General features: G+C 30.9%; 28 protein-coding genes. 11 read left to right on the top strand and 17 right to left on the bottom strand.

Annotated features, from left to right (window positions below):
- Positions 1–7: 7 nt before the first annotated feature.
- The 4 genes from ACTTAS_RS01390 to ACTTAS_RS01375 form a co-directional block, all read right to left on the bottom strand.
- Positions 8–1513 carry an ABC transporter permease gene (locus ACTTAS_RS01390; RefSeq protein ID WP_440648075.1) on the bottom strand — a complete coding sequence of 502 codons (1506 nt, stop codon included), beginning with the start codon at positions 1511–1513 and terminating at the stop codon, positions 8–10.
- Positions 1503–2564: a quaternary amine ABC transporter ATP-binding protein gene (locus ACTTAS_RS01385; protein WP_440678062.1), complete on the bottom strand. Its 1062-nt coding sequence runs from the start codon at positions 2562–2564 to the stop codon at positions 1503–1505. Before ACTTAS_RS01385 ends, ACTTAS_RS01390 begins: the two co-directional genes overlap by 11 nt.
- Before the next feature lie 68 nt (positions 2565–2632).
- Complete coding sequence (locus ACTTAS_RS01380; protein WP_262590496.1) at positions 2633–3595, bottom strand: ABC transporter substrate-binding protein; 963 nt, start codon at positions 3593–3595, stop codon at positions 2633–2635.
- Between the two features lie 92 nt (positions 3596–3687).
- Entirely contained in the window at positions 3688–4098 is a 411-nt protein-coding gene (locus tag ACTTAS_RS01375; RefSeq protein WP_145595791.1) for a VOC family protein, read from the bottom strand.
- Positions 4099–4171: 73 nt separating this feature from the next.
- On the opposite strand from ACTTAS_RS01375, the gene epsC reads away from it, so the two are divergent.
- Both epsC and ACTTAS_RS01365 read left to right on the top strand, forming a co-directional pair.
- The gene (epsC, locus tag ACTTAS_RS01370) at positions 4172–4756 is read left to right on the top strand and encodes a serine O-acetyltransferase EpsC (RefSeq protein ID WP_262590495.1); all 585 of its coding nucleotides are present in this window, start codon (positions 4172–4174) and stop codon (positions 4754–4756) included.
- On the top strand, positions 4749–5750 hold the full coding sequence (locus ACTTAS_RS01365; RefSeq protein WP_440678061.1) for a cysteine synthase A: 1002 nt from the start codon (positions 4749–4751) through the stop codon (positions 5748–5750). Before epsC ends, ACTTAS_RS01365 begins: the two co-directional genes overlap by 8 nt.
- Here the strand turns inward: ACTTAS_RS01365 and ACTTAS_RS01360 are convergent.
- The gene (locus tag ACTTAS_RS01360; RefSeq protein ID WP_440614185.1) at positions 5747–6163 is read right to left on the bottom strand and encodes a hypothetical protein; all 417 of its coding nucleotides are present in this window, start codon (positions 6161–6163) and stop codon (positions 5747–5749) included. The two genes, ACTTAS_RS01365 and ACTTAS_RS01360, sit on opposite strands and share 4 nt — an antisense overlap.
- 163 nt (positions 6164–6326) lie before the next feature.
- Here ACTTAS_RS01360 and ACTTAS_RS01355 point away from each other — a divergent pair, with 163 nt between their 5' ends.
- From ACTTAS_RS01355 to ACTTAS_RS01320, 8 genes are all read left to right on the top strand, one after another.
- Positions 6327–6755, top strand: coding sequence for a hypothetical protein (locus tag ACTTAS_RS01355; protein ID WP_051384226.1), 429 nt, complete (start codon positions 6327–6329; stop codon positions 6753–6755).
- A 73-nt stretch (positions 6756–6828) separates the two neighbouring features.
- A complete protein-coding gene (locus tag ACTTAS_RS01350) occupies positions 6829–7143 on the top strand; it encodes a hypothetical protein (protein ID WP_440618243.1) in 315 nt (104 codons plus the stop codon).
- A gap of 25 nt (positions 7144–7168) precedes the next feature.
- On the top strand, positions 7169–7543 hold the full coding sequence (locus ACTTAS_RS01345) for a hypothetical protein (RefSeq protein ID WP_440678060.1): 375 nt from the start codon (positions 7169–7171) through the stop codon (positions 7541–7543).
- 18 nt (positions 7544–7561) lie between these two features.
- Entirely contained in the window at positions 7562–7843 is a 282-nt protein-coding gene (locus ACTTAS_RS01340; protein ID WP_440678059.1) for a hypothetical protein, read from the top strand.
- 73 nt (positions 7844–7916) lie between these two features.
- Positions 7917–8240, top strand: coding sequence for a GYD domain-containing protein (locus ACTTAS_RS01335; protein ID WP_075505873.1), 324 nt, complete (start codon positions 7917–7919; stop codon positions 8238–8240).
- Between the two features lie 13 nt (positions 8241–8253).
- Positions 8254–8574 (top strand): nuclear transport factor 2 family protein, encoded by a 321-nt coding sequence (locus tag ACTTAS_RS01330; protein ID WP_440652294.1) that lies wholly within the window; start codon positions 8254–8256, stop codon positions 8572–8574.
- Positions 8575–8612: 38 nt separating this feature from the next.
- Positions 8613–8945 carry a DMT family transporter gene (locus tag ACTTAS_RS01325; RefSeq protein WP_262590487.1) on the top strand — a complete coding sequence of 111 codons (333 nt, stop codon included), beginning with the start codon at positions 8613–8615 and terminating at the stop codon, positions 8943–8945.
- Between the two features lies 1 nt (position 8946).
- Entirely contained in the window at positions 8947–9282 is a 336-nt protein-coding gene (locus tag ACTTAS_RS01320) for a DMT family transporter (RefSeq protein ID WP_440648086.1), read from the top strand.
- Here the strand turns inward: ACTTAS_RS01320 and ACTTAS_RS01315 are convergent.
- The 3 genes from ACTTAS_RS01315 to ACTTAS_RS01305 are packed head-to-tail and all read right to left on the bottom strand — an operon-like array spanning position 9261 to position 11000.
- Positions 9261–9632 (bottom strand): DUF952 domain-containing protein, encoded by a 372-nt coding sequence (locus tag ACTTAS_RS01315; protein ID WP_440648088.1) that lies wholly within the window; start codon positions 9630–9632, stop codon positions 9261–9263. The two genes, ACTTAS_RS01320 and ACTTAS_RS01315, sit on opposite strands and share 22 nt — an antisense overlap.
- A gap of 1 nt (position 9633) precedes the next feature.
- A complete protein-coding gene (locus tag ACTTAS_RS01310) occupies positions 9634–10197 on the bottom strand; it encodes a DUF924 family protein (RefSeq protein WP_440648090.1) in 564 nt (187 codons plus the stop codon).
- Positions 10194–11000 carry an inositol monophosphatase family protein gene (locus ACTTAS_RS01305; protein ID WP_262590483.1) on the bottom strand — a complete coding sequence of 269 codons (807 nt, stop codon included), beginning with the start codon at positions 10998–11000 and terminating at the stop codon, positions 10194–10196. The genes ACTTAS_RS01310 and ACTTAS_RS01305 overlap by 4 nt, the downstream gene beginning before the upstream one ends.
- A gap of 67 nt (positions 11001–11067) precedes the next feature.
- Between ACTTAS_RS01305 and ACTTAS_RS01300 the strand changes: the two genes are divergently transcribed.
- Positions 11068–12171: a TauD/TfdA family dioxygenase gene (locus tag ACTTAS_RS01300; protein ID WP_440648094.1), complete on the top strand. Its 1104-nt coding sequence runs from the start codon at positions 11068–11070 to the stop codon at positions 12169–12171.
- Here the strand turns inward: ACTTAS_RS01300 and ACTTAS_RS01295 are convergent.
- The 9 genes from ACTTAS_RS01295 to ACTTAS_RS01255 are packed head-to-tail and all read right to left on the bottom strand — an operon-like array spanning position 12161 to position 22005.
- The gene (locus tag ACTTAS_RS01295; RefSeq protein WP_262590481.1) at positions 12161–12748 is read right to left on the bottom strand and encodes an FMN-dependent NADH-azoreductase; all 588 of its coding nucleotides are present in this window, start codon (positions 12746–12748) and stop codon (positions 12161–12163) included. The genes ACTTAS_RS01300 and ACTTAS_RS01295 overlap by 11 nt on opposite strands.
- A gap of 8 nt (positions 12749–12756) precedes the next feature.
- Positions 12757–13464, bottom strand: a complete 708-nt coding sequence (locus ACTTAS_RS01290; protein ID WP_440678058.1) for a cytochrome c biogenesis CcdA family protein — start codon at positions 13462–13464, stop codon at positions 12757–12759.
- Positions 13465–16155, bottom strand: a complete 2691-nt coding sequence (ppc, locus tag ACTTAS_RS01285; RefSeq protein WP_440678057.1) for a phosphoenolpyruvate carboxylase — start codon at positions 16153–16155, stop codon at positions 13465–13467.
- A complete protein-coding gene (locus tag ACTTAS_RS01280) occupies positions 16130–17041 on the bottom strand; it encodes an SMP-30/gluconolactonase/LRE family protein (RefSeq protein WP_440678056.1) in 912 nt (303 codons plus the stop codon). Before ACTTAS_RS01280 ends, ppc begins: the two co-directional genes overlap by 26 nt.
- Positions 17034–18206: a mandelate racemase/muconate lactonizing enzyme family protein gene (locus ACTTAS_RS01275; protein WP_440678055.1), complete on the bottom strand. Its 1173-nt coding sequence runs from the start codon at positions 18204–18206 to the stop codon at positions 17034–17036. The genes ACTTAS_RS01280 and ACTTAS_RS01275 overlap by 8 nt, the downstream gene beginning before the upstream one ends.
- Positions 18207–18212: 6 nt before the next feature.
- Positions 18213–19055, bottom strand: a complete 843-nt coding sequence (locus ACTTAS_RS01270; RefSeq protein ID WP_075505861.1) for a fumarylacetoacetate hydrolase family protein — start codon at positions 19053–19055, stop codon at positions 18213–18215.
- 21 nt (positions 19056–19076) lie between these two features.
- Complete coding sequence (locus ACTTAS_RS01265; RefSeq protein WP_440678054.1) at positions 19077–19820, bottom strand: SDR family oxidoreductase; 744 nt, start codon at positions 19818–19820, stop codon at positions 19077–19079.
- A complete protein-coding gene (locus ACTTAS_RS01260) occupies positions 19817–20686 on the bottom strand; it encodes an NAD(P)-dependent oxidoreductase (protein WP_440678053.1) in 870 nt (289 codons plus the stop codon). The genes ACTTAS_RS01265 and ACTTAS_RS01260 overlap by 4 nt, the downstream gene beginning before the upstream one ends.
- Entirely contained in the window at positions 20683–22005 is a 1323-nt protein-coding gene (locus ACTTAS_RS01255; RefSeq protein WP_440614168.1) for a TRAP transporter large permease, read from the bottom strand. Before ACTTAS_RS01255 ends, ACTTAS_RS01260 begins: the two co-directional genes overlap by 4 nt.

Below are 22005 nucleotides of genomic sequence, written 5' to 3'. Positions count from 1 at the left end.
ATTTTTCTTAAACTCGTTTTCTACCCTGAACAACTCTATCAAGAATAAGAGCTACAAATAATATTGCTACACCTGCTAAAATACCTTGTCCTACGTTTGCGTATTGAAGCGCTTCTAATACATCTTGACCTAAACCTTTGGCACCGATTAATGATGCAACAACTACCATTGCTAAACTTAACATAACTGTTTGGTTAACACCTGCTAATATAGATGGAGTTGCTAATGGTAAATCTACTTTTCTAAGCAAGTACCATTTAGATGCGCCATAAGCGATTGCGGCTTCCCTAATTGTTTCAGGCACTCCTCTTAAACCAAGAACTGTTAGCCTAACTACAGGTGTTCCACCAAATATCATTGTAATTATAACTGCTGCAACTTTTCCAGTTCCAAAAAATGCTATAACAGGAATCATGAAAACGAAAGCAGGCATTGTTTGCATGAAATCCATAATTGGTCTGATCATTGAATAAAATCTTTGTCTCCTTGCACAAAAAATTCCAAGAGGAATGCCAATTACAATACTTAACACTGCCGCTGTTCCTAAAAGAGCTAATGTTGTCATTGCTTTAACCCAGAAACCTAAAAATCCCATGTAACATAAAAATCCTGCTGAATATATTGCAGCTCTAGGTCCTGCCGCTAATCCCGTTAAGGTTACAATGGTTGTAATAATTACTATCCAGGGAGTTTTTACAAAAAGTAACTCTAAGAAATCTAGTACTGATCTAATACCTATGGTAATTGCTGTAAATAACGCATCTCCTTTCAATACTGCATAATCAAAGATTGTTTCTACCCATTTTATTGATGTTAACCTGATATCTGGATGAGTTGGAAAATCATCCATTAATGAAATTACACCAGGAAAACTATAATGCACTACAGAAAAAAACATAATAACTGCAGCAAACATTGCGCTTGATACAAAATTCTTAACTTGCATTCCAGGTCTTAGGGTTTTGTCTGATAACCATTCTGAATATCTTTTTTCTAATATCGAGTTAGCTAGTATTCCTTGAACAATTTTAATGGCAATTAACAATCCAATACCAAAAATCGTAATCCAAATAGCTGATGCTTCAATTCTTGCTACTTCATCTATATAGCCTTGCATTGCATCTTCTAGTGATTTGATATTTCTTTTATAAACATCAACTTTATCTGGATTATTTGTAATGGCTGCTTCTAACTGCTTATTTCTAAAAGCTATTGTTGATTCAACTTGTTTGATTTTTTCTACAGCTTCTTTGGTAATATTACCAAACAAACCTCTTATTATTTGAACTACAGAAAAAGTCTCTATTATTAGGAAAGCCAAAGCCCAATTCCAAATATTTCTCATTCCAAACCATATTGGTCCTAAAATTCCAGCATACAAATTGAATGAAAATGAAAAAGAAGGTTTGCTACCAATTTTTTGAAATTCTTTAATATAATATTCAGGATTAGATTTTACAAAATCTGTAATTAGTTCTGATCTGGTTGGATTATGAATTTGTTTATTCTCCATCTCCACCTTCTATAACCGCTTTTAAAAGATCTGATTGTGTTAACACACCAATATTATTTTGATTACTATCTTTAACTACCAATGGTCCTTCGCTAGATTTTGATAACTCAATGAGCTTGCTTAATAATTCATTCTCTCCAACACTGTTGCTGTTTTCATTTAATTTTCCATTAGCACTCTCGTGACTCTCAATGGATTGCATAATTGTTTTTGCTTGAACAACTTTTAGTCTTGAAATTCCTTTTACAAAGTCAGCAACATATTCATCTGCAGGACTTACAACTATTTCTTCAGGTGTACCTATTTGGATTACTTTTCCATCTCTCATAATTGCAATTCTGTGCCCTACTCTTACTGCTTCATCTAAATCATGAGTAATAAATACTGTGGTTTTTTTCATTTGTTTTGAGAGTTTGATGAATTCAGCTTGAAGCTGTCTTCTAATCAGTGGATCTAATGCGCTAAAAGGTTCGTCCATCAAAAGAAATTCAGGATCAGCTGCTAGTGCTCTTGCAAGACCTACCCTTTGTTGCATTCCTCCAGATAGTTCGTGAGCAAACTTATTACCCCAACCTTGTAGCTCTACAATTTCTAAAATTTTATTTGCAGCGTCTAATCTATCATTTTTACTTACACCTCTTATCTCAAGCGGCATTGCAATGTTATCAACAACAGATCTATGAGGCATGAGTGCAAAGTTTTGGAAAACCATCCCTATTTTTTTATTTCTTAATTCTTGAAGGTTTTCTCTATCTAAGGCCATTACATCATGACCATTAATTAAAATTTTGCCTGATGTTGGTTCTAAAAGTCTATTAATATGCCTTACTAATGTAGATTTTCCACTTCCAGAAAGCCCCATAACACAGAATATTTCACCTTGTTTAACATCAAATGAAACATCTGAAACTCCAATAACTGAGTTGTAATTTTCTAAGGCTTCTGTTTTTGAAATTTTTTTATTTTGGATTGCATCTAATGCTTCTTTAGAAGTATTGCCAAATACTTTCCAAACATTTTGAATTTGTATTGCTGAACTCGATGAATCCATTTTTGTCTTTTATTATAGGAAAATATACTCGGCAATCTTAAATTGCCGAGTATAGATTTTGATTTAGATTATAGTCCTAACCAACCGTCTACAGTTGATTTATTTGCTTCCATCCAAGCTCTTGCTACATCAGCTGGATCTTTTTTCTCAACTGAAACTGCATAAGCCATTGCAGAAACATCATCAGCTGTTAATTGAAAATTCTTAAAGAATTCTACAATTGCTGGTGATTGACTCTCTAAAGAAGTAGCCCAACCGATTTGAATTTGCTTAAGAGCATCTTTTGATGCAACATAAGATTTCTTGTACCAGTCAGCATCTGCTTTAGGTTGAATCATTTTATATTTCGCAGGATCATATTTTGGTTCTGTTAACATTACTACGTCAGCCATTCCCCAAATTGCATGAGGTTTGTAACAATAGAATGCATAACCTTCACCTTTTTTGATTGAGTCTAGTACTCTTGCATTTTTAACTGCTTCAGCAGCTCTAACTGCTTCGATACCAGCATCATATAAACCATAGTCTCTTAATTTAACTTGGTTAACATTAGCAGAAGCCCAACCATCAGCACCAATCCAAAACTCACCTTTACCATTTCCATCACTGTCCATTGCTTTAACAACTTCTGGTCTAGCTAAGTCTTCAATTGCTGTAATATTCATTTTTTTAGCAAACTGTTGAGAAACACAGTAACCTTGGTTTCCTTCATATGGTTTGCTGCTTAATTTTAAAGTTCCTTTTGGAACTAAATCATTAGTGTAAGCTTCTTGGTTTGGTAACCAAATATCAGGGTGAACATCGATTTCACCTTTTCCTCTGTCAATTGCTGCATAAATTGCAGTATTGTTCCCAGGAACTAATTCTGCTTCACCACCCATTTTGTCTATAACTACTGCAGCAAGTAAATTTGCAATTGCAGTTGCACCTGTCCAACCTGGATCTCCAATTTTAACTTTTTCTGCGTTTGCAGAGAAAATTGATAAAATTGAAATTAATCCAGCTACAAGTGTAGATTTGATTATTTTCATTATCTCTCCTTAATTATTTATAAATAAAGTCTAACGCGAATTGAGAGAAGGTGTCAAAGAAAATAAGTATCTAAAAATTAGATGTATTTTTACTATTCTGGGTTAGATGTAAGAGTTTTAATCTCTAGTATATTTTCGTTAGGGTCTTTTACGAAGAATGTTTCTTGTTCATACTTAGTGCCTTTAAATCTTAAGTATGGTTCGTCATAATATTTAGTGCCACTATCTTTTAATCTTTGTTTAAGTGCATCAAAATCTTTTCTAGATAAGTGTACACCAAAATGGGGTACAGACACATTTCCCATGTCCACATCATGTCTTTCATTATCTAATTTATGATCACTTTTATGAAGTGTTAATTCATTACCCCAAAAGTCAACATCAGCCCACTCTTGTGCAGAATTATCCAATCTACATCCTAAAGTTTCGCTGTAAAATTTTTTTGCGACCTCTAGATCACCACAAGGTATAGCTAAATGAAAACAATTAGTGTTTTTGTACATAATTAATCTTTAATAACAGAATATAATGACTATATAAGCCACTCATTAAAATTTCAAGTGAGCATAAAATACAATGAATGATTATTTACAATCGATAATTGATAGAGATCCTGCAGCAAAATCAAAGCTTAGTTTGATTTTAACCTATCCAGGTGTCAAAGCAGTATTCTTTCATAGAATAGCAAACTTTTTTAGTACTGCTAAATTTTATCTTGTTGCAAGAATCATTTCTCAATTTTCAAGATTCTTAACTGGAATTGAAATTCATCCTAATGCAAAAATTGGAAAAAATTTATTTATAGATCATGGTATGGGAGTTGTGATTGGTGAAACTTCAGATATTGGTGATAATGTTACTATCTACCATATGGTTACATTAGGTGGAATTGCACCAAGTATAAATTCAAATGATCAAAGAAACATGAAGAGACATCCAACAATTAAAGATGAAGTGGTTATTGGATCGGGAGCACAAGTACTAGGTCCGGTAACTGTTGGACGATGTGCAAAAATTGGAGCAAACGCTGTAATTACAAAAGATGTTCCTGAAAATGCAGTGATGGTTGGAATTCCTGCTAAGAATGTTGGAATAGCTGACAGTGAATTTAAACCTTACGGAATTACCCCTGATAGTGATAAAAAATCAGAAAATGAATAATACGCAAAACGATTTTATTTCTGGGATTGGAAATACTCCTCTCATTAAACTTAGAGCTGCATCAGAGATTACTGGTTGTAATATTTATGGTAAGGCAGAATTTTTAAATCCAGGTGGATCAGTAAAAGATAGAGCTGCACTTGCACTAATTAAAGACGCACAAGAAAAAAAATTAATTTCCAAAGGAGGAACTGTTGTTGAAGGTACAGCTGGTAACACTGGAATAGGTTTGGGTCTTTTAGGAAATTCTTTAGGTTACAAGACAATTATTGTAATGAACAACAATCAAACTCAGGAAAAAAAAGATTTACTTAGAAACCTTGGTGCTGAGTTAAGATTAGTTGAACCAAAGCCTTATAAAGATGACAATAACTTTGTAAAGGTTGCTGCAAGACTTGCAGATGAATTAAGACCTTCAAATAACAATGGAGTTATTTGGGCTAATCAATTTGATAATACTGCAAATGCAAAAGGTCATTACGAGGGAACAGGTCAAGAGATCTGGGAACAGACAGATGGTAAGGTAGATGGTTTTGTGTGTTCATCTGGAACTGGGGGCACCATTTCGGGTGTAAGTAATGCATTAAAAGAAAAAAATAAAGATATCAAAATTTATCTTTCAGATCCTAAAGGTTCTGCTCTTTATAATTATATAAAGAATGGAGAATTAAAATCTGAAGGAGGATCTATAACAGAAGGAATTGGCTCAAGTAGAGTTACAGCAAACTTTGGTGAAGCCAAAATTGATGACGCCTACTCGATTGATGACCATGAAGCTCTACCTATTCTTTATGATTTAATTCAAAATGAAGGTCTAAGTTTAGGAACTAGTTGTGGAATAAATATTGCTGGAGCTATTAGAATGGGAAAAGAATTAGGACCTGGTAAAACCATCGTTACAATCCTTTGTGACAGAAGCGATAAATATGCAACTAAAATGTTCAATAAAAAATTCTTAGAAGAAAAAGGTCTACCAATACCTAGTTGGTTTTAGATATAAATCTTATCTGCTAATCCGTAACAAAGTATTGCACTTAACAAAGTTAGAATACCTGGTGCAATAATTCCTTCATTAGATGTTTGTGGTGTGTGACCGAGCTTATTGATTTTAATATTATATATACCAACAATAAAAGCTGAAAGGTTTTGTAAAAACACTAAATTAAAAAATGCCCATGTTCCTTGAAGACCATCAGGTCTAATAAAGCCAACCCATATTGCCATCGCAACAGCACCTATAAACAAAGAACCAAAAAATCTGGTCATTCCAGCACCAGTATCATCAATACCGAACTTATCTAAAAATTTCTTTGTAGCGAAAACGGTTTGATATGCATAAACAGCAAAAACAATAAAATGTACTAAAAATACAATTAAATAAAAAATTCCATTAAATTTTTCGATCATATTAAAACCCTATCAAATTTTATCATCAGATAAAACAACATAATCAGCAATTTTTGTGCTCCTTAATTGCATAACTGACGCGCGTTATAAACACGAGAGACTTTGTCATGAATATGTAACAGTCTTCGATTACTTATAATTAATAATTAAAAAGAAAGATAAAATGAAAAAAATAATAATAGTTTTGATGCTTAGTTTATTTACTACAATTGCTAACGCTGACGGCCATGCAAAAGCGAATGCGTTTGCTATTACTTTGAAAGTTCCAGCTAGTGATGTTGCTAAAGTTGAAGAAATGTTGAAAACGCACCATAAATGGATGAAAGAAACTCATCCAATGACTGGTGAAAAAAAATTAAATTCATATTCAGTTATCAAAGGACCTGAATGGAATAATCCTGCAGATCCTTCACAAGGTATGACTGGAAATATGTATTTTATTTTAACTGAGTATTATGAAAATCCTGCTGGTTTTCAAAATCATCAAGAGCTTGGAAGCAAATGGCCAATGATACAAGAATTTCAACAAATGCTATTCAGTTACGTTGTGGGATACACTTTTCCTGGAACAACTGTTGTTACGATAAAATAAAAAAAAGAAAATTATGAAAAAAATAATATTAACATTAATTAGTATTCTATTTTTGACTTCTTCGTATGCAGGTATGAGTGAAGACGACAAAAAGAAGACAATTGAGTGTGCAGGAATTTATTATGCAAATAGTATGATTCCACAAGCAGAACTTGAATTGGAAAAAATTACACATTCTTTTGCTGCTAAGAAATTTTTAAGCTCTTACTTGGTTAAAGATGGTGTAAATGAAGACAATCTTAATAAAGAATTAATTAAGGTTGTTGATGAACGTTATGGAAAACCATACGAGGAAAATACCACAAAGGAATGTGATAGTTTTGTTTATAAATTAATCCCTAATTCAAAAGAGGAAATAGATAAATTGGTAAAATCAGGGATTTACTAAACAAAAAATTTAGAAACGAAAATATATGAAAAAAATAATAGTGATTTTATTCAGTGTATTATTTCTGACCTCTGCATATGCGGATATGTCTGATAGTGATAAAAATAGAGCTTGGGAATGCAGTGGTATTTATATGGCTAACTATTTCTTGCCAATTGGTGAAACATTTGAATATAGTATGAAAGAAAAATCTATGGCATCAGTTAAAGTTTTAAAAGCTTATGCTTTAGAAGTTGGAGTCCCTGAAAAGCAATGGGATGAAGGAGTAAACAAAGCTGTTGATAAGTTTTATGGATCTAAATTTGACGAGGCTAAAACTAATGCCTGTCATGAATTTGTAAACTCAACAGTACCTAATGGAGAAGATAGAGTTAAGAAAGTAGTTCAAACTTTATATTAATATTAAAAAAGGAGAAAAATGAAAGATATATTAGTGGTAGGAAAACTAAAAGAAGGAGCCTTTGAAAAATTTATGGGCTTTATGCAATCAGATGAGGGTATGGCTGAAAGAAAAAAAGTAGCTGATGTTACTAAAACAATAGCTAGTGTTTCACCTGATAAATCAACAGTAATGTTTAAAATTGTAGTTCATGATATGGCAGCACTTCATTCATTTATGGATGGGTCAAACCCAGTTTCAAAACCTGTATTTGATGAAGCAATGGATGGTTATGAAATTTACGAGTTAGCTAAAGTATAAAAAGAACAGAGACTCCACATGTTGGATTATCTCTGCTAGACTTTAATTATTAAATTAAGCAACAGGAGAAAAAATGTCTAAATTTTATATTATAGGAAAGATCAGTCGTGATCTTGCATTAAGAATGCAGAGCGATCCCAATGCAGATAGAGGAGCAGCAATCAAAGCTATTTGTGATACTGTTGGAGTAAAGTTTCATAGTTATGAGTGGGTTCGAGGAAGATTTGATGTAATCAATGTTATTGAAGGAGATTACGAAAGTGTTCTTGGAATGAAAGTTGCGATTATGAATGCAGGTTTAATGGAAGATATTATGATTCATGAAGTATTTGATTATAATAAAACTTTTAACAAAGCTGCAGATGCTGGAAAAAACTTTAAAAAACCTGGCGAATAAAAGAAAGGAATAAATGTCTATCTTAGAAAAATATAGTGCCGCATTAAAAAATAAAGACGAAGCAGCGATGAATGAGCTTTTGCATGATGATTTTAAATTTACAATGCATAAATCAGGAAATGTTTTAACAAAAGTTGATGTTATCAAATGGGCAATGAGTGGTGATATCAATCAAGATAAAGTTAGAATTGTTTACGAGAATGATGAAGTTGGAATTCATCATGCTTTTGTTACATTTAACGATGGAAATGTTGAGGCTGTAATGGCAGTTTATAAATATGACAATGGAAAAATTGTTAGTTTAGAAACTGGCGCTACTCCAATGCCTAAATAATTATATATATTTAGCGGGATTTCATTTAATATTATTAAATGAGTCTCGCTACTTCATACTTGTTCCTAGGTATTGCTGTATTCCTAGGAGTTACTTCAAATAGTTTTGCTAAAAGTGCTGAAGGATTTACTCTTCTCTTTCCAAGTATAATTACTGCAATTACAATTGTTCTGTGCATGTATGCCCTTTCCTTAGTGATGAAGAATATACCAATGGGTATCACTTACGCTTCATTTGCAGGATTAACAATCATTGCAACAGTTATAGTAGGCGTAATTAAATATAATCAAGTTCCAAATCTTTACTCCATGATCGGATTAGCATTTATTATCATTGGAGTTTTAATGGTTAATTTGTTAGGAAGTAAATAATATGAAGCCTCTTATAGGATATTTGTTTTTAGCTAACGGTATAATTTTTGGAATAGCTTCAAACAGTTTTGCTAAAATCTCTGAAGGTTTTACAAAGCTAACTCCTTCAATTTTATGTATTTTGTTTATGTGTATTACAATGTTTTCAATTGCAAAAGCTATGCATGCAATACCTGTAGGATTTGCTTATTCAATTTATAGTGGTTTGACAGTAACAGGAGTTGTTCTTTTTGCTGTATTAAAATTTAATCAAGTTCCTAATATTTATGGGATAATTGGAATTGCTTTGATTATTATTGGCGTTGTAATGGTTAATTACTTGGGTCGATTAAATTGATATTTTTTTAAAATGTCTGGAAGTTGATAACTTCCATCTTCATTTAAAGATAGTTCATATTCATTAACAACAGTAGTTATATCTAATGGAGAATATAAATGTGGGTACATATCACCATTTGATGCTTGTTCCCAAAGTAAGTGCTCAAGTTTAAAAGCATTTACTCTCAATAAAACTAGGTTTTCTTTATTTGGAAAATGTTTTTTTAAGGTTTCCTCGACCTGATCTTCTTCTGAGAAATGAATATATCCATCTTTAATATCTTTTTCAGATCCACCATAAGTTCCTGATTGCTTAGCTTTTTGCCATTCTTCTTTATCTATGACTTTAAAAATAAATTCTAAATTCATTTTACCAGGAAGAGTTCGGTCCTTTTAAAAATTCTAGTTCTTCTTCAGTAGACTCTCTTCCTAAAATTTCATTTCTATGAGGATATCTATGAAATTGTCTAATAGTTTTGGTGTGGTCTTGCCAAAATTTTTTAATCTTATTGTATCCTTCATGTTCCCTTAAATATTTATTTAATAAGTAATAAGCCATTTCATGATCACTAATTTCTTCACTATGAATTAAAGGTAAAAGCATAAAAAGTCTTTGATCAACATTCATAGCTTCTAAATATCCAGAATACACTGCATCATTTACTATCAATCTAGTTTTTTGATCTTGAGCAAATGCTTTTTTATTATCTCTAAATATATTTCTTGAAAATTGATCAAACAAAATTACTAAAGCTAAACAGCTCATGGGATTATCCTGCCAATCATCATATTCATTTTGACAAGCAAGCTCATAATCATTTAAAAATTTTTCTTTTATCTTTTGATCAAATTTATCATCCTTCTTAAATCTCATTTCAAAAGGAGTTTCTTTAAACCAGAAATCTAAAATTGATTGCGCTCGTTCTGGTATCATTCAGCTAAAGGCTTTAATAATTTTAATATTTGTTTATGATTTGCTTTATTATTTGAGACAATAATATTTCCTCCTACTACAGGATTTCTATTCCCCCACGTAGTTACTATGGCTCCACTTGCTCTCACTATTGGCATTATTGGATGAATGTCCCAAATTTTGTTTGCACACTGTGCAACCATTTCCAATCTACCTTCAGCTAGTTGACAATATGTTAAAGCATCAAAACATGGAAATTGCATTCTTTTAATAAATTTTTGAATTTTGGATTGTTGTTTTAAGGTTAGTTGATTATGAAAAGCTGCAGCTAATTTCGAATTTGCAAAATTTAATTTAGAATTAACTTTTAGTTTTCTTTTTTTATTATTTTCAAAAACGTATGCGGTGTTTTTATTTACATTTAAGTAATATTTTTTCATTTTAGGAAAATTTGCTAATCCTAGAATTGGCTCTCCATTGTAATTTAATGAAATCAAATTACTCCAACTAGGATTACCAACAACATATGATCTAGTTCCATCAATTGGATCTATTACCCATGAAAATTCACTTTTGGTATTTTTGTGACCATACTCCTCACCTATAATTTGATGATCTGGAAATCTTTTAGAAATTTTAGACCTTATAAACTTTTCAAAAGCTTTGTCAGATGTAGTTACTGGATCGTAACCTTTACCTTTCATCTTATTGGTTATCTTGAATGGCTTATCCAACTTAGCATAATAAAATTTTGTTAGATCTTTTGCTAACTGGTTTAAAAAACTTGAAAATACTGGATATTTTTTTGTATCAAAATTATTCACAAAGAACTCATACTATTTAATTTATATTGATTAAAGTTAAATTTTAAATAATGCTCAATGATTATTTATGAAAATTGAGCTTCACGAAAATAAAGTCTACTTCAATAATGGTACTGAAAAAAAAGAAATACATCCTTTTTGGTTAAGAGAAAGAGTGGATGGTGAAGAATTTGTTGATAAAGGAACTCAACAAAGACTTTTTGACCCAACTAGTTTGAGCAATGATATAATCATTAATAAAGCCTCTATTCATGATGAATTTTTAGAAGTTAACTTTAATGATGGAATTAGTTCTAAGCTTAATCTTAGTAAAATTGCTTTAGAATTCTCAAAAGAAGATACGGTTATAAAATCTATAGAAAAAACTAAATGGGATTCCAGTTTAAGTTATATTAAAAATTTTGAATACCAAGATAATTTTTATGAAAGTAAAGAAATGCATGACTTACTGGTTTCTTTCTATAAGTTTGGATTTGTTGTAATTAAAAATATACCAACAACTAAAAATTATATTGTTGAGTTTGCAAACTCAATAGGCAGTGTTAGACGAACAAACTTTGGAGAATATTTTGATGTTAAATCAAAACCTGACCCTAATGATCTTGCATATACTTCTTTAGCTCTTGCACCGCACACAGATAATCCATATCGAAACCCTGTACCATGTATCCAACTTTTGCATTGCATAGAGAGCAAAGTTTCAGGAGGATATTCTACACTGGTTGATGGATATACTGTTACTGAAGATTTAAAAAAAAGTTATCCTGATTATTATAAAATCTTAACAGAAGTAAAAGTAAGATTTAAATTTATTGATAAAGAAGTAATTTTAGAATCTTTATGTCCTTTAATTGAATTAGATGAGTATAAAAATTTTAAACAAGTAAGATTTAGTCCAAGATTAGATTTTGTTCCAATCTTAGATAAAGAAGAATTAGATTTATACTATCAAGCAAGAAAAAAACTGTCTGAAATGTACAATTCAGATAAATATAGAATAGAATTTAAACTTGCTCCAAAAGATTTAATGATGATGGATAATCATAGGTTGCTTCATGGGCGAACAGTTTATGATGCTAATGAAGGAGAAAGATTTTTACAAGGTTGCTATATAGACTACGATAGTACCGAAGGAAAATTAAGACACTTAAAAAGAAAGTTTAATCTATAGAAATATTTTCTATTTGAGCTTCTGCATCCCTAATAGATTTTTCATAGTCTAAAGCCATTTGATCAGCGCTTATAACTTCAACTTTTTCAATTCCAAAAAAATTTAAAATAAATTTTAACCATGGCGTTAAAAAATCTTCTGAGCTATTTAGTTTTGTTCCGCCAGAAGTAATTACAAGGTATGCTTTTTTATTTTTTAATAACCCTTCTCTTCTACCATTAGGTTTAAATTTAAAGGTTTCCCCTATTCTTGCAGCTAAATCTGACCAAGCTTTAAGAGTTGCGGGTGGTCCGTAATTATATATTGGAGCTGAAATTATAATAATATCACTCTCTTTTAATTCTTTTACAAGCTTGTCAGAAAGTTCAAACATTTTCTTATGTTCTGCAGTTTGATCCTTCTCATCAATTTTCATTCCAGATTCTGTTAAGCCACTTACAAAAAGCATTTCATCATCTAAATCTCTATAAATTACTTCATCCTCTGGTTTTTTGATTTTTTCCAAAAGTTTTTTTGCTAATGCTCTTGATGTTGAGCCTTTTTTTCTAGCGCTTGAATCTATTTGATAAATTTTCATTAATTACTTTAACCAAAGTTTTGCATAAAAGGAAAGATCTCAATTAAATAAAAACCAATTGCTTGCAATTTATTTGTAATAATTAATATTCCAGTTACTAAAAGAATTGCACCACCTACTTTTGAGATAATATTTATATACTGACGCATATTTTTTGAAAAAATTAAAAACTTTTGAATTAAATATCCTGATAAAACAAAAGGTATAGCCAAACCTAAAGAGTAAAAACTTAATAAAATTATTGCTCTTGATAAAGTATCTTCAATTGAAGCTAAAGCTAAAATTGATCCTAGTATTGGACCGATACAAGGTGTCCATCCAAATCCAAAAGCAGCACCAATTATCACAGGAAAGAAAAAACTATCAATTTTTTTAAAATCAAATCTTCTATCAATGTTTAAAAATCCAAAATTAAAAACACCTATTAATTGTAGTGAAAAAAATATAACAATTAGTCCTGCAATTAATCTTAAGGATTGAGAATTCTCTAACAATACTTGTCCCAAAAAAGATGCTGAAGCTCCAAAAATTATAAATACTAATGAAAAACCAAAACAAAATTTAATCAAAGGAATAATATTAAAATTTTGTTTCTCAGTTATTTCTTTAAGAGATTGGCCTGATACAAAAGATATATATCCAGGTATCAAAGGTAAAACACAAGGAGATAAAAAACTTATTAACCCTGCCCCAAAAGCAATTAAATATTCAATCATCTATCCAGTGTTTTTCATTGCTGCAGAAATTCCTGCGATAGATGTCATTAAAGCATCGTCTAAATATTTCTTATCTAAATTTTTATATTGTTTATTTGTTAATTTATTCATTATATTTGCCTGCAGAATGTTTAGCATCTCAGTGTAGTTGTTTCTGATAAATAATGCTTTTCTAAACTCTTTTCTCTCTTTTATAACTTCTTTTGGAGTAATTTTATTGTGCAATTTGACCAATGCATCAAATTGAAACCTTAATCTTTTTCCAATTCTTATCAAAGATTTGTCAGCTAAATTATTTTCATAAATTACTGATATTTCAGGATCAACCTTTGAAATCACCATGTCCAAAATATCCATTGTTGATACAAAATAAGGCCAGTTCCTCTCCATGTCTGTCATAGTTTTTTTAAATTTTTTAATTGATCCATATCTCAAAGCCTCAGTTGTACCGAGCCATGCAGGAAGCATTAATCTAATTTGTGTCCATGCAAAAACCCAAGGAATAGCTCTTAAACTTTGAATATTATCAACATTTTTTCTCTTGGTGGGTCTTGAACCAATTGCAAGTTTTCCAAGAGATTTATGTGGAGTAACAGTTTTAAAATATCTAATAAAATCTTCACTTTGATTTAAATACTTTCGGTAAGCAGATGTAGAAATCTCAGACATTTTTTGAATAAGCTCTCGCCAATTTGGTTTTGATCTAGGAGGTGGATTTAAAGTAGCCTCCATTACGGCTCCAATATAACTACATAGATTGTATTCAGCTAAAGGCTTATATCCATATTTTTGCTGTATCACCTCTCCTTGATCAGTAATTCTAATTTTTCCATTTACTGTTCCAGATGGTTGAGATTTAAGAGTTGCCTGAATTGGTCCTCCTCCTCTTCCTGGAGATCCTCCTCTTCCATGAAAAAATACAAGATCTATTTTATATTTTTTAGCTAAATTTCTAAGTTCTTCTTGAAGTTTGTATTGATGCCAACTTGCAGATAGTTTTCCTGCATCTTTACTAGAGTCTGAATATCCAATCATTACTTCTTGTTTTGAGTTGATCATTTTTCTGTACCAAGGAAGTTTAAATAAATTTTGCATAACACCATTGGCATTCTTTAAATCATCTAAAGTTTCAAAAAGTGGTACTACTCTTAACAAATTCTTTGTTTCGGCCTGTAATTGCAATAAATAAACAGATAAAATATCAGATGCTTTTGAAGTCATTGAAATCACATACGCGCCCATACATTGCTCTGGCTCTTTAGATATTTGTTTAAATGTTTTCCAAACTTCTAAATTCTCTTTGTCCCTTAAATTAATTTTATTAACAAAAGATTTTTTTTGTTTTATTGATTTATTAAGTAATTTAATTTTCTTTTCTTCAGGTAATTGTGAATAATTTATTTTATTTTTCTTTTTAAATATTTCATTTAAAAGTTTTTCATGTCTATCAGACTCCTGTCTGATATCTAATCTTGCTAAATTTATTCCAAAACATCTAACTCTTCTTATCAAATCCAACAAATCTGCATTTGCAATATGTTGACCTTTGTTCATGTTTAAAGATGTTCTTACTTCTCTTAATGGATTTATAATTTCATACTTATCTTTTAGTAATTTATTTTCATCTAATGGTTTATTATAATTTATATGTGCTTCAATTAACTGATGTGTTCTTCTTACTTTGTCTCTTAAAGGTCTTAAATAAACTCTATAAGGTTCAAAACTATTTCCAGTAACTTTTTTAATTTTATTAGAACATTCTTCCATTGATAGATCTTGAATTAATTTTGTAAGTTCTCTTTCGTATAACTTTGCAGCTTGCCATCTTGAAAATAAAATTACTTTTTTTGTTACTTCAGATGTAACATTTGGATTTCCATCTCTATCTCCACCCATCCATGAACCAAATTGAATTGGATTAAAGTTTCTAGGAAGATCTTTATTTAAATTTTTTCTGAAAATATCATTCAATCTTTTATAAACTCTTGGAATTGTGTCCCATAAACTATCCTCTATTACAGCTAAACCCCATCTAGCTTCATCTAGTGGTGATGGTTTGGTTCTTTTTAATTCATCAGTTTTCCAAATAATGGCTATCTCAGAATAAAGTTTTCGATCTATTTCAATAATTTTTGCCGGATATTTTTTATAAAGATGGCGTTGCTCCATCAAGGTAGTTAAATTTGCGTATTTTTGAATTAGTGTTCTTCTCTTAACTTCTGTTGGATGTGCGGTGAGAACTATTCCAATATCAAGTTTTGTTGCCTGATCATAAATTTTTTTGTCAGAGATTTTTCTATTTTTAAATAGATTATTAATGATATCCTCAATAAATAGATTTTGTTTTTTGTTCTTAAAATACGGATTATCATATTCATTGAGTTTTCTAGAAGCATCTAACGATTCAGCTAAATTCATTAAATTTAGAATATGTGAAAAAGCTCTAGTGACCTTAAAAGTAATTTCAGGTGAAAGCTTTCTTATATCTTTTGAAATTTTGGAAAATACTTTACTTTTATTTTTATCTAATAAGGTGTTTTTAGATAATAATCTTAATTGCTCAACAATATTGAAAAATTTTGTACCTTCTTGATCTTTGATTACTCTTCCAAGAAAAGTTCCTAATAATCTTATATCTTCTCTTAATAGCTTAGTAGGTATTCGCTCATAGTAAAGATCTCTTTGCTTCATTACTTAAAATAAATTTTTTTTGTAAAACTCCTTTTGTGTTTGTTTTTACACCAAAAAAGAATCCTGAATATCTAAATTTTCGCAAATCAGCCTTGTCCATTCCTTTTGTAGCTGTTGAAACGTACAGTTCTTGATTATTCTTACCACCAAACGCACAATTAGTAATATTTTTGGCTGGAAACTTAATTCTGTGAATTAATTTTGCTCTACTATTAAATACTGAGACACATGCCCCACGAAAATGCGCAACCCACAAATTTTTATTCTTATCTACAGTCATTCCATCTGGAACTCCTTCATCAGGAGTTAACTTTTTAAATATTTTTTTACTAATTATTTTATTATTTTTATTAATCTTAATTTTATAGATTGTTTTTTTAGGACTATCTGTGTGGTAAAAATTATATTGATCGATAAATGCTGGGCCATTTGTAATTCTGTAGTTTTTATCAACTCTAGTTAATTTTAAATTTTTATCTAATTTATACAAAGATCCTTTTTCAATTTTTCTCTCTAAGTTATCCATAGTTCCGAACCAAAGATTTCCAGCAGGATCAGTTTTGCCATCGTTTATTCTATTCAATTTTAATTTAGGTTCTATAGGTATCGATTTTAAAACTTTTTTTGATTTTAAATTTTGAATTCTTAATTTACCTTGTAATCCTAAAATAAATATATGATCTCTTACATGAGCAATGAAACCTATCTCTTTATTAACTTTAAATATTTTCTTTTTTTTATTTTTAATATTTAAAGAACAAATTTTCTTTTTCTTTATATCAACAAAATAAATTGAGTTGTGTTCTTTAACCCAAAGTGTTCCCTCACCTAAAGTACATCTTATTTTCCAAATTGGTTTAGGTTCTGTAGTTTTAATTTTATTCATTTACTTCAAACTCCTTAATAAATTCCTTATTTGGATTTATACCAATACCTACATTGTCTGTCACTGATGCAAACCCATTATTGTTTTTAACTTGATCTAAAATTGAAAAATTTTCTTTTGGTAGATCTGTAATAAAGATATTTTTCTCTGTTGTATCAAATTCTAGCATAGATTTTGTTGGGAATAATCCCCCTGGCATATCTGGTTGTGCGGTCAATAAATGAAGATTTACCGCTATACTTACAGCAGATCCCCAAACATGATTAATTACAGGAACAAAGTTAGCCTGCGCCAAGGCTGCAACTTTCAAATATTCTGTAATACCTCCTAATCCACATACTTCAGGTTGAGCTATATCAATACAATTATTGTTAATTAATTTATTCCAACCATACTTTGTAAATTCTGCCTCACCTCCAGCTACACTAGTTGATATATTTTTTTTCAATTCTCTATAACCGTTGTAATCTTCAGGAGCGACAGGTTCTTCAAACCAATAAACATCTAGTTCATCAAGTCCTTTTCCAACATAAAGAGCATCTTTCAGATTATAAGCATGGTTAGCATCCACCATTAATTTAAAATCTTCGCCTATAGAATTTCTAACTGCTTGAACTAACTTTAAATCTTCTTTTGGACCTAATCCAACCTTCATTTTCATAGCTTTAAAGTTTTTTGATTTAATCTGTTTAGCTTCTTCTTCAAACAATAGAATTAGCTCATCAACTGATTTTTTTTGCAACATCATTCCATATCCATACACAGGAACTTCATTATTACATTTTCCACCAACAAGTTGGTAAAGAGGAGAGTTTGTTTTTTTTCCTAAGATATCCCAAAGAGCTATGTCAACTCCTGACAAAGCTTGTATTGGCATTCCTTTTTGACCACTATCTCTTAAAAGATTGTAAACTTTTTGCCAAATATGTTCTTTATTCAAAGGGTTTTCACCTATTATTAAAGGCTGAATTACCTTTTCAACAATGAACTTATTAGCTAAAGCAATATTACCTGGACCAAAACATTCGCCCCATCCAGTAATACCTTCATCAGTTTGTACTTCGACTAAATGAGCTGTTCTGTGTTTATAATATTGTTGTGAATAACCTAATTCTTTCTCTAACTCATATTTAAGTACATGACTTTTAATAGAAGTTATTTTCACAAAAGATTATAAAGCAACTACTTTAGAGTTTTGCTCTCCTAAATTTTCAATTGATAATCTCATTGTATCACCAGCTTTTAAGAATTGTTGTGGTTTCATTCCCATACCAACTCCTGGAGGCGTACCAGTTGTAATAATATCACCCGGCTGTAATGACATGAATTTACTTAAATAAGATACAATAACGTTAACATTAAAGATCATAGTATTAGTGTTTCCAGTTTGCATTCTTTGACCATTAACATCTAAACTCATTTTTAAATTATTGATGTCAGCAATTTCATCTTTAGTTACTAAATAAGGTCCGATTGGTCCATACGTGTCATGAGATTTTCCTTTAACCCATTGACCCATTTTTTCTATTTGCCATTCTCTTTCACTAATATCGTTTACTAAACAATATCCTAAAATGTGATCTTGTGATTGAGCTTCTGAAATATGTTTTGTATGTTTTCCAATTACAATTCCTAATTCTACTTCCCAGTCTAATTTTTTTGAACCAGACACAATTTCGATATCATCGTTAGGACCATTGATACAACTTGTTGCTTTCATAAAAGTAATTGGCTCAGACGGAACTTCTGCTCCTGTTTCGGCAGCGTGATCTGAAAAGTTTAAACCAATTGCAATAAATTTTCCTGGTTTTGTAATACATGAACCAATTCTTTCACTTGAAGATATCTCTGGAAGACTTGCTAAATCAGCACTTTGTAATTTTGAAATAGTTTCAAAATTTAAATGATCAGGATTTAAATCTGAAATGTGTGAACTTATATCTCTAATTTTACCATCTTTGTCTAAAGCTGCTGGTTTTTCTTGTCCTTTTTGACCTACTCTTAATAATTTCATAATTTTCCTTTTGTTATCTAATTATATTGAAATTCCACCATCAACATGAATTGTACTTCCTGTTGTAAATGTTGCATCATCACTTGCGAGATAAACTGCTACTGCAGCAATTTCTTCTGCTGTACCTAATCTTCCCATAGGTTGTCTTGCTATAAAATCTTTTTTTGCTTGAACAGGATCTGGGCTCTGGTTTACTCTGTCTTGCCAAGATGGTGAGAAAACTGTTCCAGGAGCAATTGAATTACATCTGATATTTTGTTTTACAAAATCTGCTGCAATTGCTTTGGTTAAACCGATAACAGCACCTTTAGTTGTCCCATAAACAAATCTATTTGGAAAACCTTTAAAGCTAGATGCACATGAAGATATATTAATAATACTTCCACCATTTTGTTTGACCATTAAAGGTAAAATAGCTTTACACATAAAATACATCGACTTGACGTTTACATTAGAAGAAAAATCCCAATCTTTTTCTTCACATTCCAATATTGTTCCATGGTGAACAAATCCAACCGCATTAAACAATACATCTACTTTATTAAGAGTTTTAGTAAATTCTAAGATAGCGTTGTTATCAGTTGAGTCTAATTTGGTAACTTTAATATCTGGATATTCTTTATTTAAGTCTGCTAAAGTTTTGTCATTTAAATCCGTAGCTGTTACGTGAGCTCCTTCTTTATGAAATGCAATTGCTGTTGCTTTTCCAATTCCTTGTCCTGCTGCTGTTACAACAATCTGCTTCCCATTAAGTCTTCCACTCATTTTTTATTTATCCTTTCAATTTCGTTATAAAGTGAACTGTGATCAGTGTTACCATGACCATTATCAACTAAAGTCTTATACATTTCTTTAACTAAATTTGAAATAGGTAAATGGGTATTATAAGAATTTGCACATTCCAAAATATTATTCATATCTTTTAAATGGGTTGAAGTTTTTCCTTTTGGACTGAAATCCTTATCTATCATTCTTTTTCCATGTGTTTGAAGTATTTTACTATCTGCCCATCCACCTGAGAGAGCTTTAATTAATTTATTTGGATCTGCTCCAGCTTTTTCACATAATGTTATGGCTTCTGCAACAGCTCCTATTGTAACTCCAACAACAATTTGATTTGCTAGTTTTGATACTTGTCCACTTCCAATAGGTCCAACCAATGTTGGGTTTCCCATTGCTTTTAAAATTTTTTCAGAATTATCAAAAACACTTTGATCACCACCAGCCATGATGGCTAGTGAAGCTTCTTCTGCTCCGATTGTTCCTCCTGAAACTGGTGCATCTAAATAATTTACATTTTTTGATTTTAAATTAGTTCCATGTTTTGTTGCTGTTGTGGGTTTTACAGAACTCATATCAATGACTGTTGAGCCTGATTTTAAATTGTCTAGAAAATCTGAACTAGAAGTTATTGCATCTACAGCACTATCATCAGTTAACATGGTAATGACAAAATCACTATCCTTAACTACATCGCTTATTGTTTTTGAAATTTCTGCGCCAAACTCTTTTAAGGGTTCTGCTTTTTCTATTGATCGATTAAAGGCTTTTAATTTAAATCTAGATTTTAATATATTTTTAGCCATTGGAAGCCCCATTAGACCTGTTCCAATAAATCCAATTGTTATCATGGTTTAGGTTTAAACTCGTGAAAATTTTGTGTCATTATTTCTGGGAAGAACATAACACATGCTAATACAATTAACTGAATTACTATAAACGGAGCAAAACCTCTAAAGATATCTGTTAAAGATATATGTGGAGGAGCAACAGATTTTAAATAGAAAGCAGCGGGCCCAAATGGCGGACTTAAAAATGAAACCTGCATGTTTACACAGAATAATATTCCAAACCAAATCGGATCAAAACCAAGTGCAAGTACAATTGGTAAAAATACTGGCATTGCTAACAATACAATTCCAACCCAATCCATAAATGCTCCCATGATTAAGAACATAATCTGCATCATGAAAATTAAATACATTGGTTTCAAATCATAAGCTAAAATTGTTTCTGCTACATATTTTGGACCACCAGCAAGAGAATAAGCTCCTGCTAAAACTGTTGCACCAAAAGTAATAGTCAAAATCGTTCCAGATGCTTTGAAAGTTCTTGTCAATGCATCTTTAAATAAAAACCATGTAAGTTCTTTTCTTGCAAAGATAATAATTAAAGTAGCAACAACACCCATCCCTGCAGCTTCAGTAATACCAGTCATCCCAGAATAAATTGAACCTAATACAATAATTACAATACCGATTGGTGGAAGTAGACCTGGAAGGTAAGACATTTTTTCTTTTAAAGTTAAAGCCGGCTCATCACTCAATGGAGCTAAATGAGGTTGTAACCTTGTTCTAATAAGTATGTATGTAATAATTAAACCTGAGATCATTAAACCTGGAACAATTGCTTCTTGGAATAACATCGTAATAGAAGTCTCTGTTGTTAATCCATAAATAATTAAAACAATTGAAGGAGGTATCATTGTTCCTAAAGATCCAGATGCACAAATAATACCAATAGACATGTCTTGATCATATTTAAGTCTTAACATTTGTGGTAATGCAATTAACCCTAATAAAACTATTTCTCCTCCAATAATTCCACTCATTGCAGCCATGATGGTCGCCATGATTGCAGTAACTACACCTACTCCACCTCTAGTTTTTCTTAACCACGCGTTTAATGCATCATAAAGATCTCGTGCAATATTAGAGCGTTCGAGCAAGGAGGCCATAAAGATAAATAAAGGCACTGACAAAAATGAATAAGTAACAACCAATGAATAATATCTTGAAAGCAATATTCCTAATGCATGCTCACCTATGTATAAAAATACTAGTACTGCACCCATGAAACCTGATGCAAATCCCATAGGAACACCAATAGATATCAGTGCTAATAATCCAACTATTAATATTATCGAGAGTGTTCCTATTTCAAATTCCAT

Origin of the sequence: Candidatus Pelagibacter sp. HIMB1611, assembly GCF_052047715.1 — a bacterium.
In the GTDB taxonomy this organism is placed as follows: Bacteria; Pseudomonadota; Alphaproteobacteria; order Pelagibacterales; family Pelagibacteraceae; genus Pelagibacter.
Note: the sequence above shows the minus strand (reverse complement) of the source record. Positions and strands in the feature narration are given on the sequence as shown.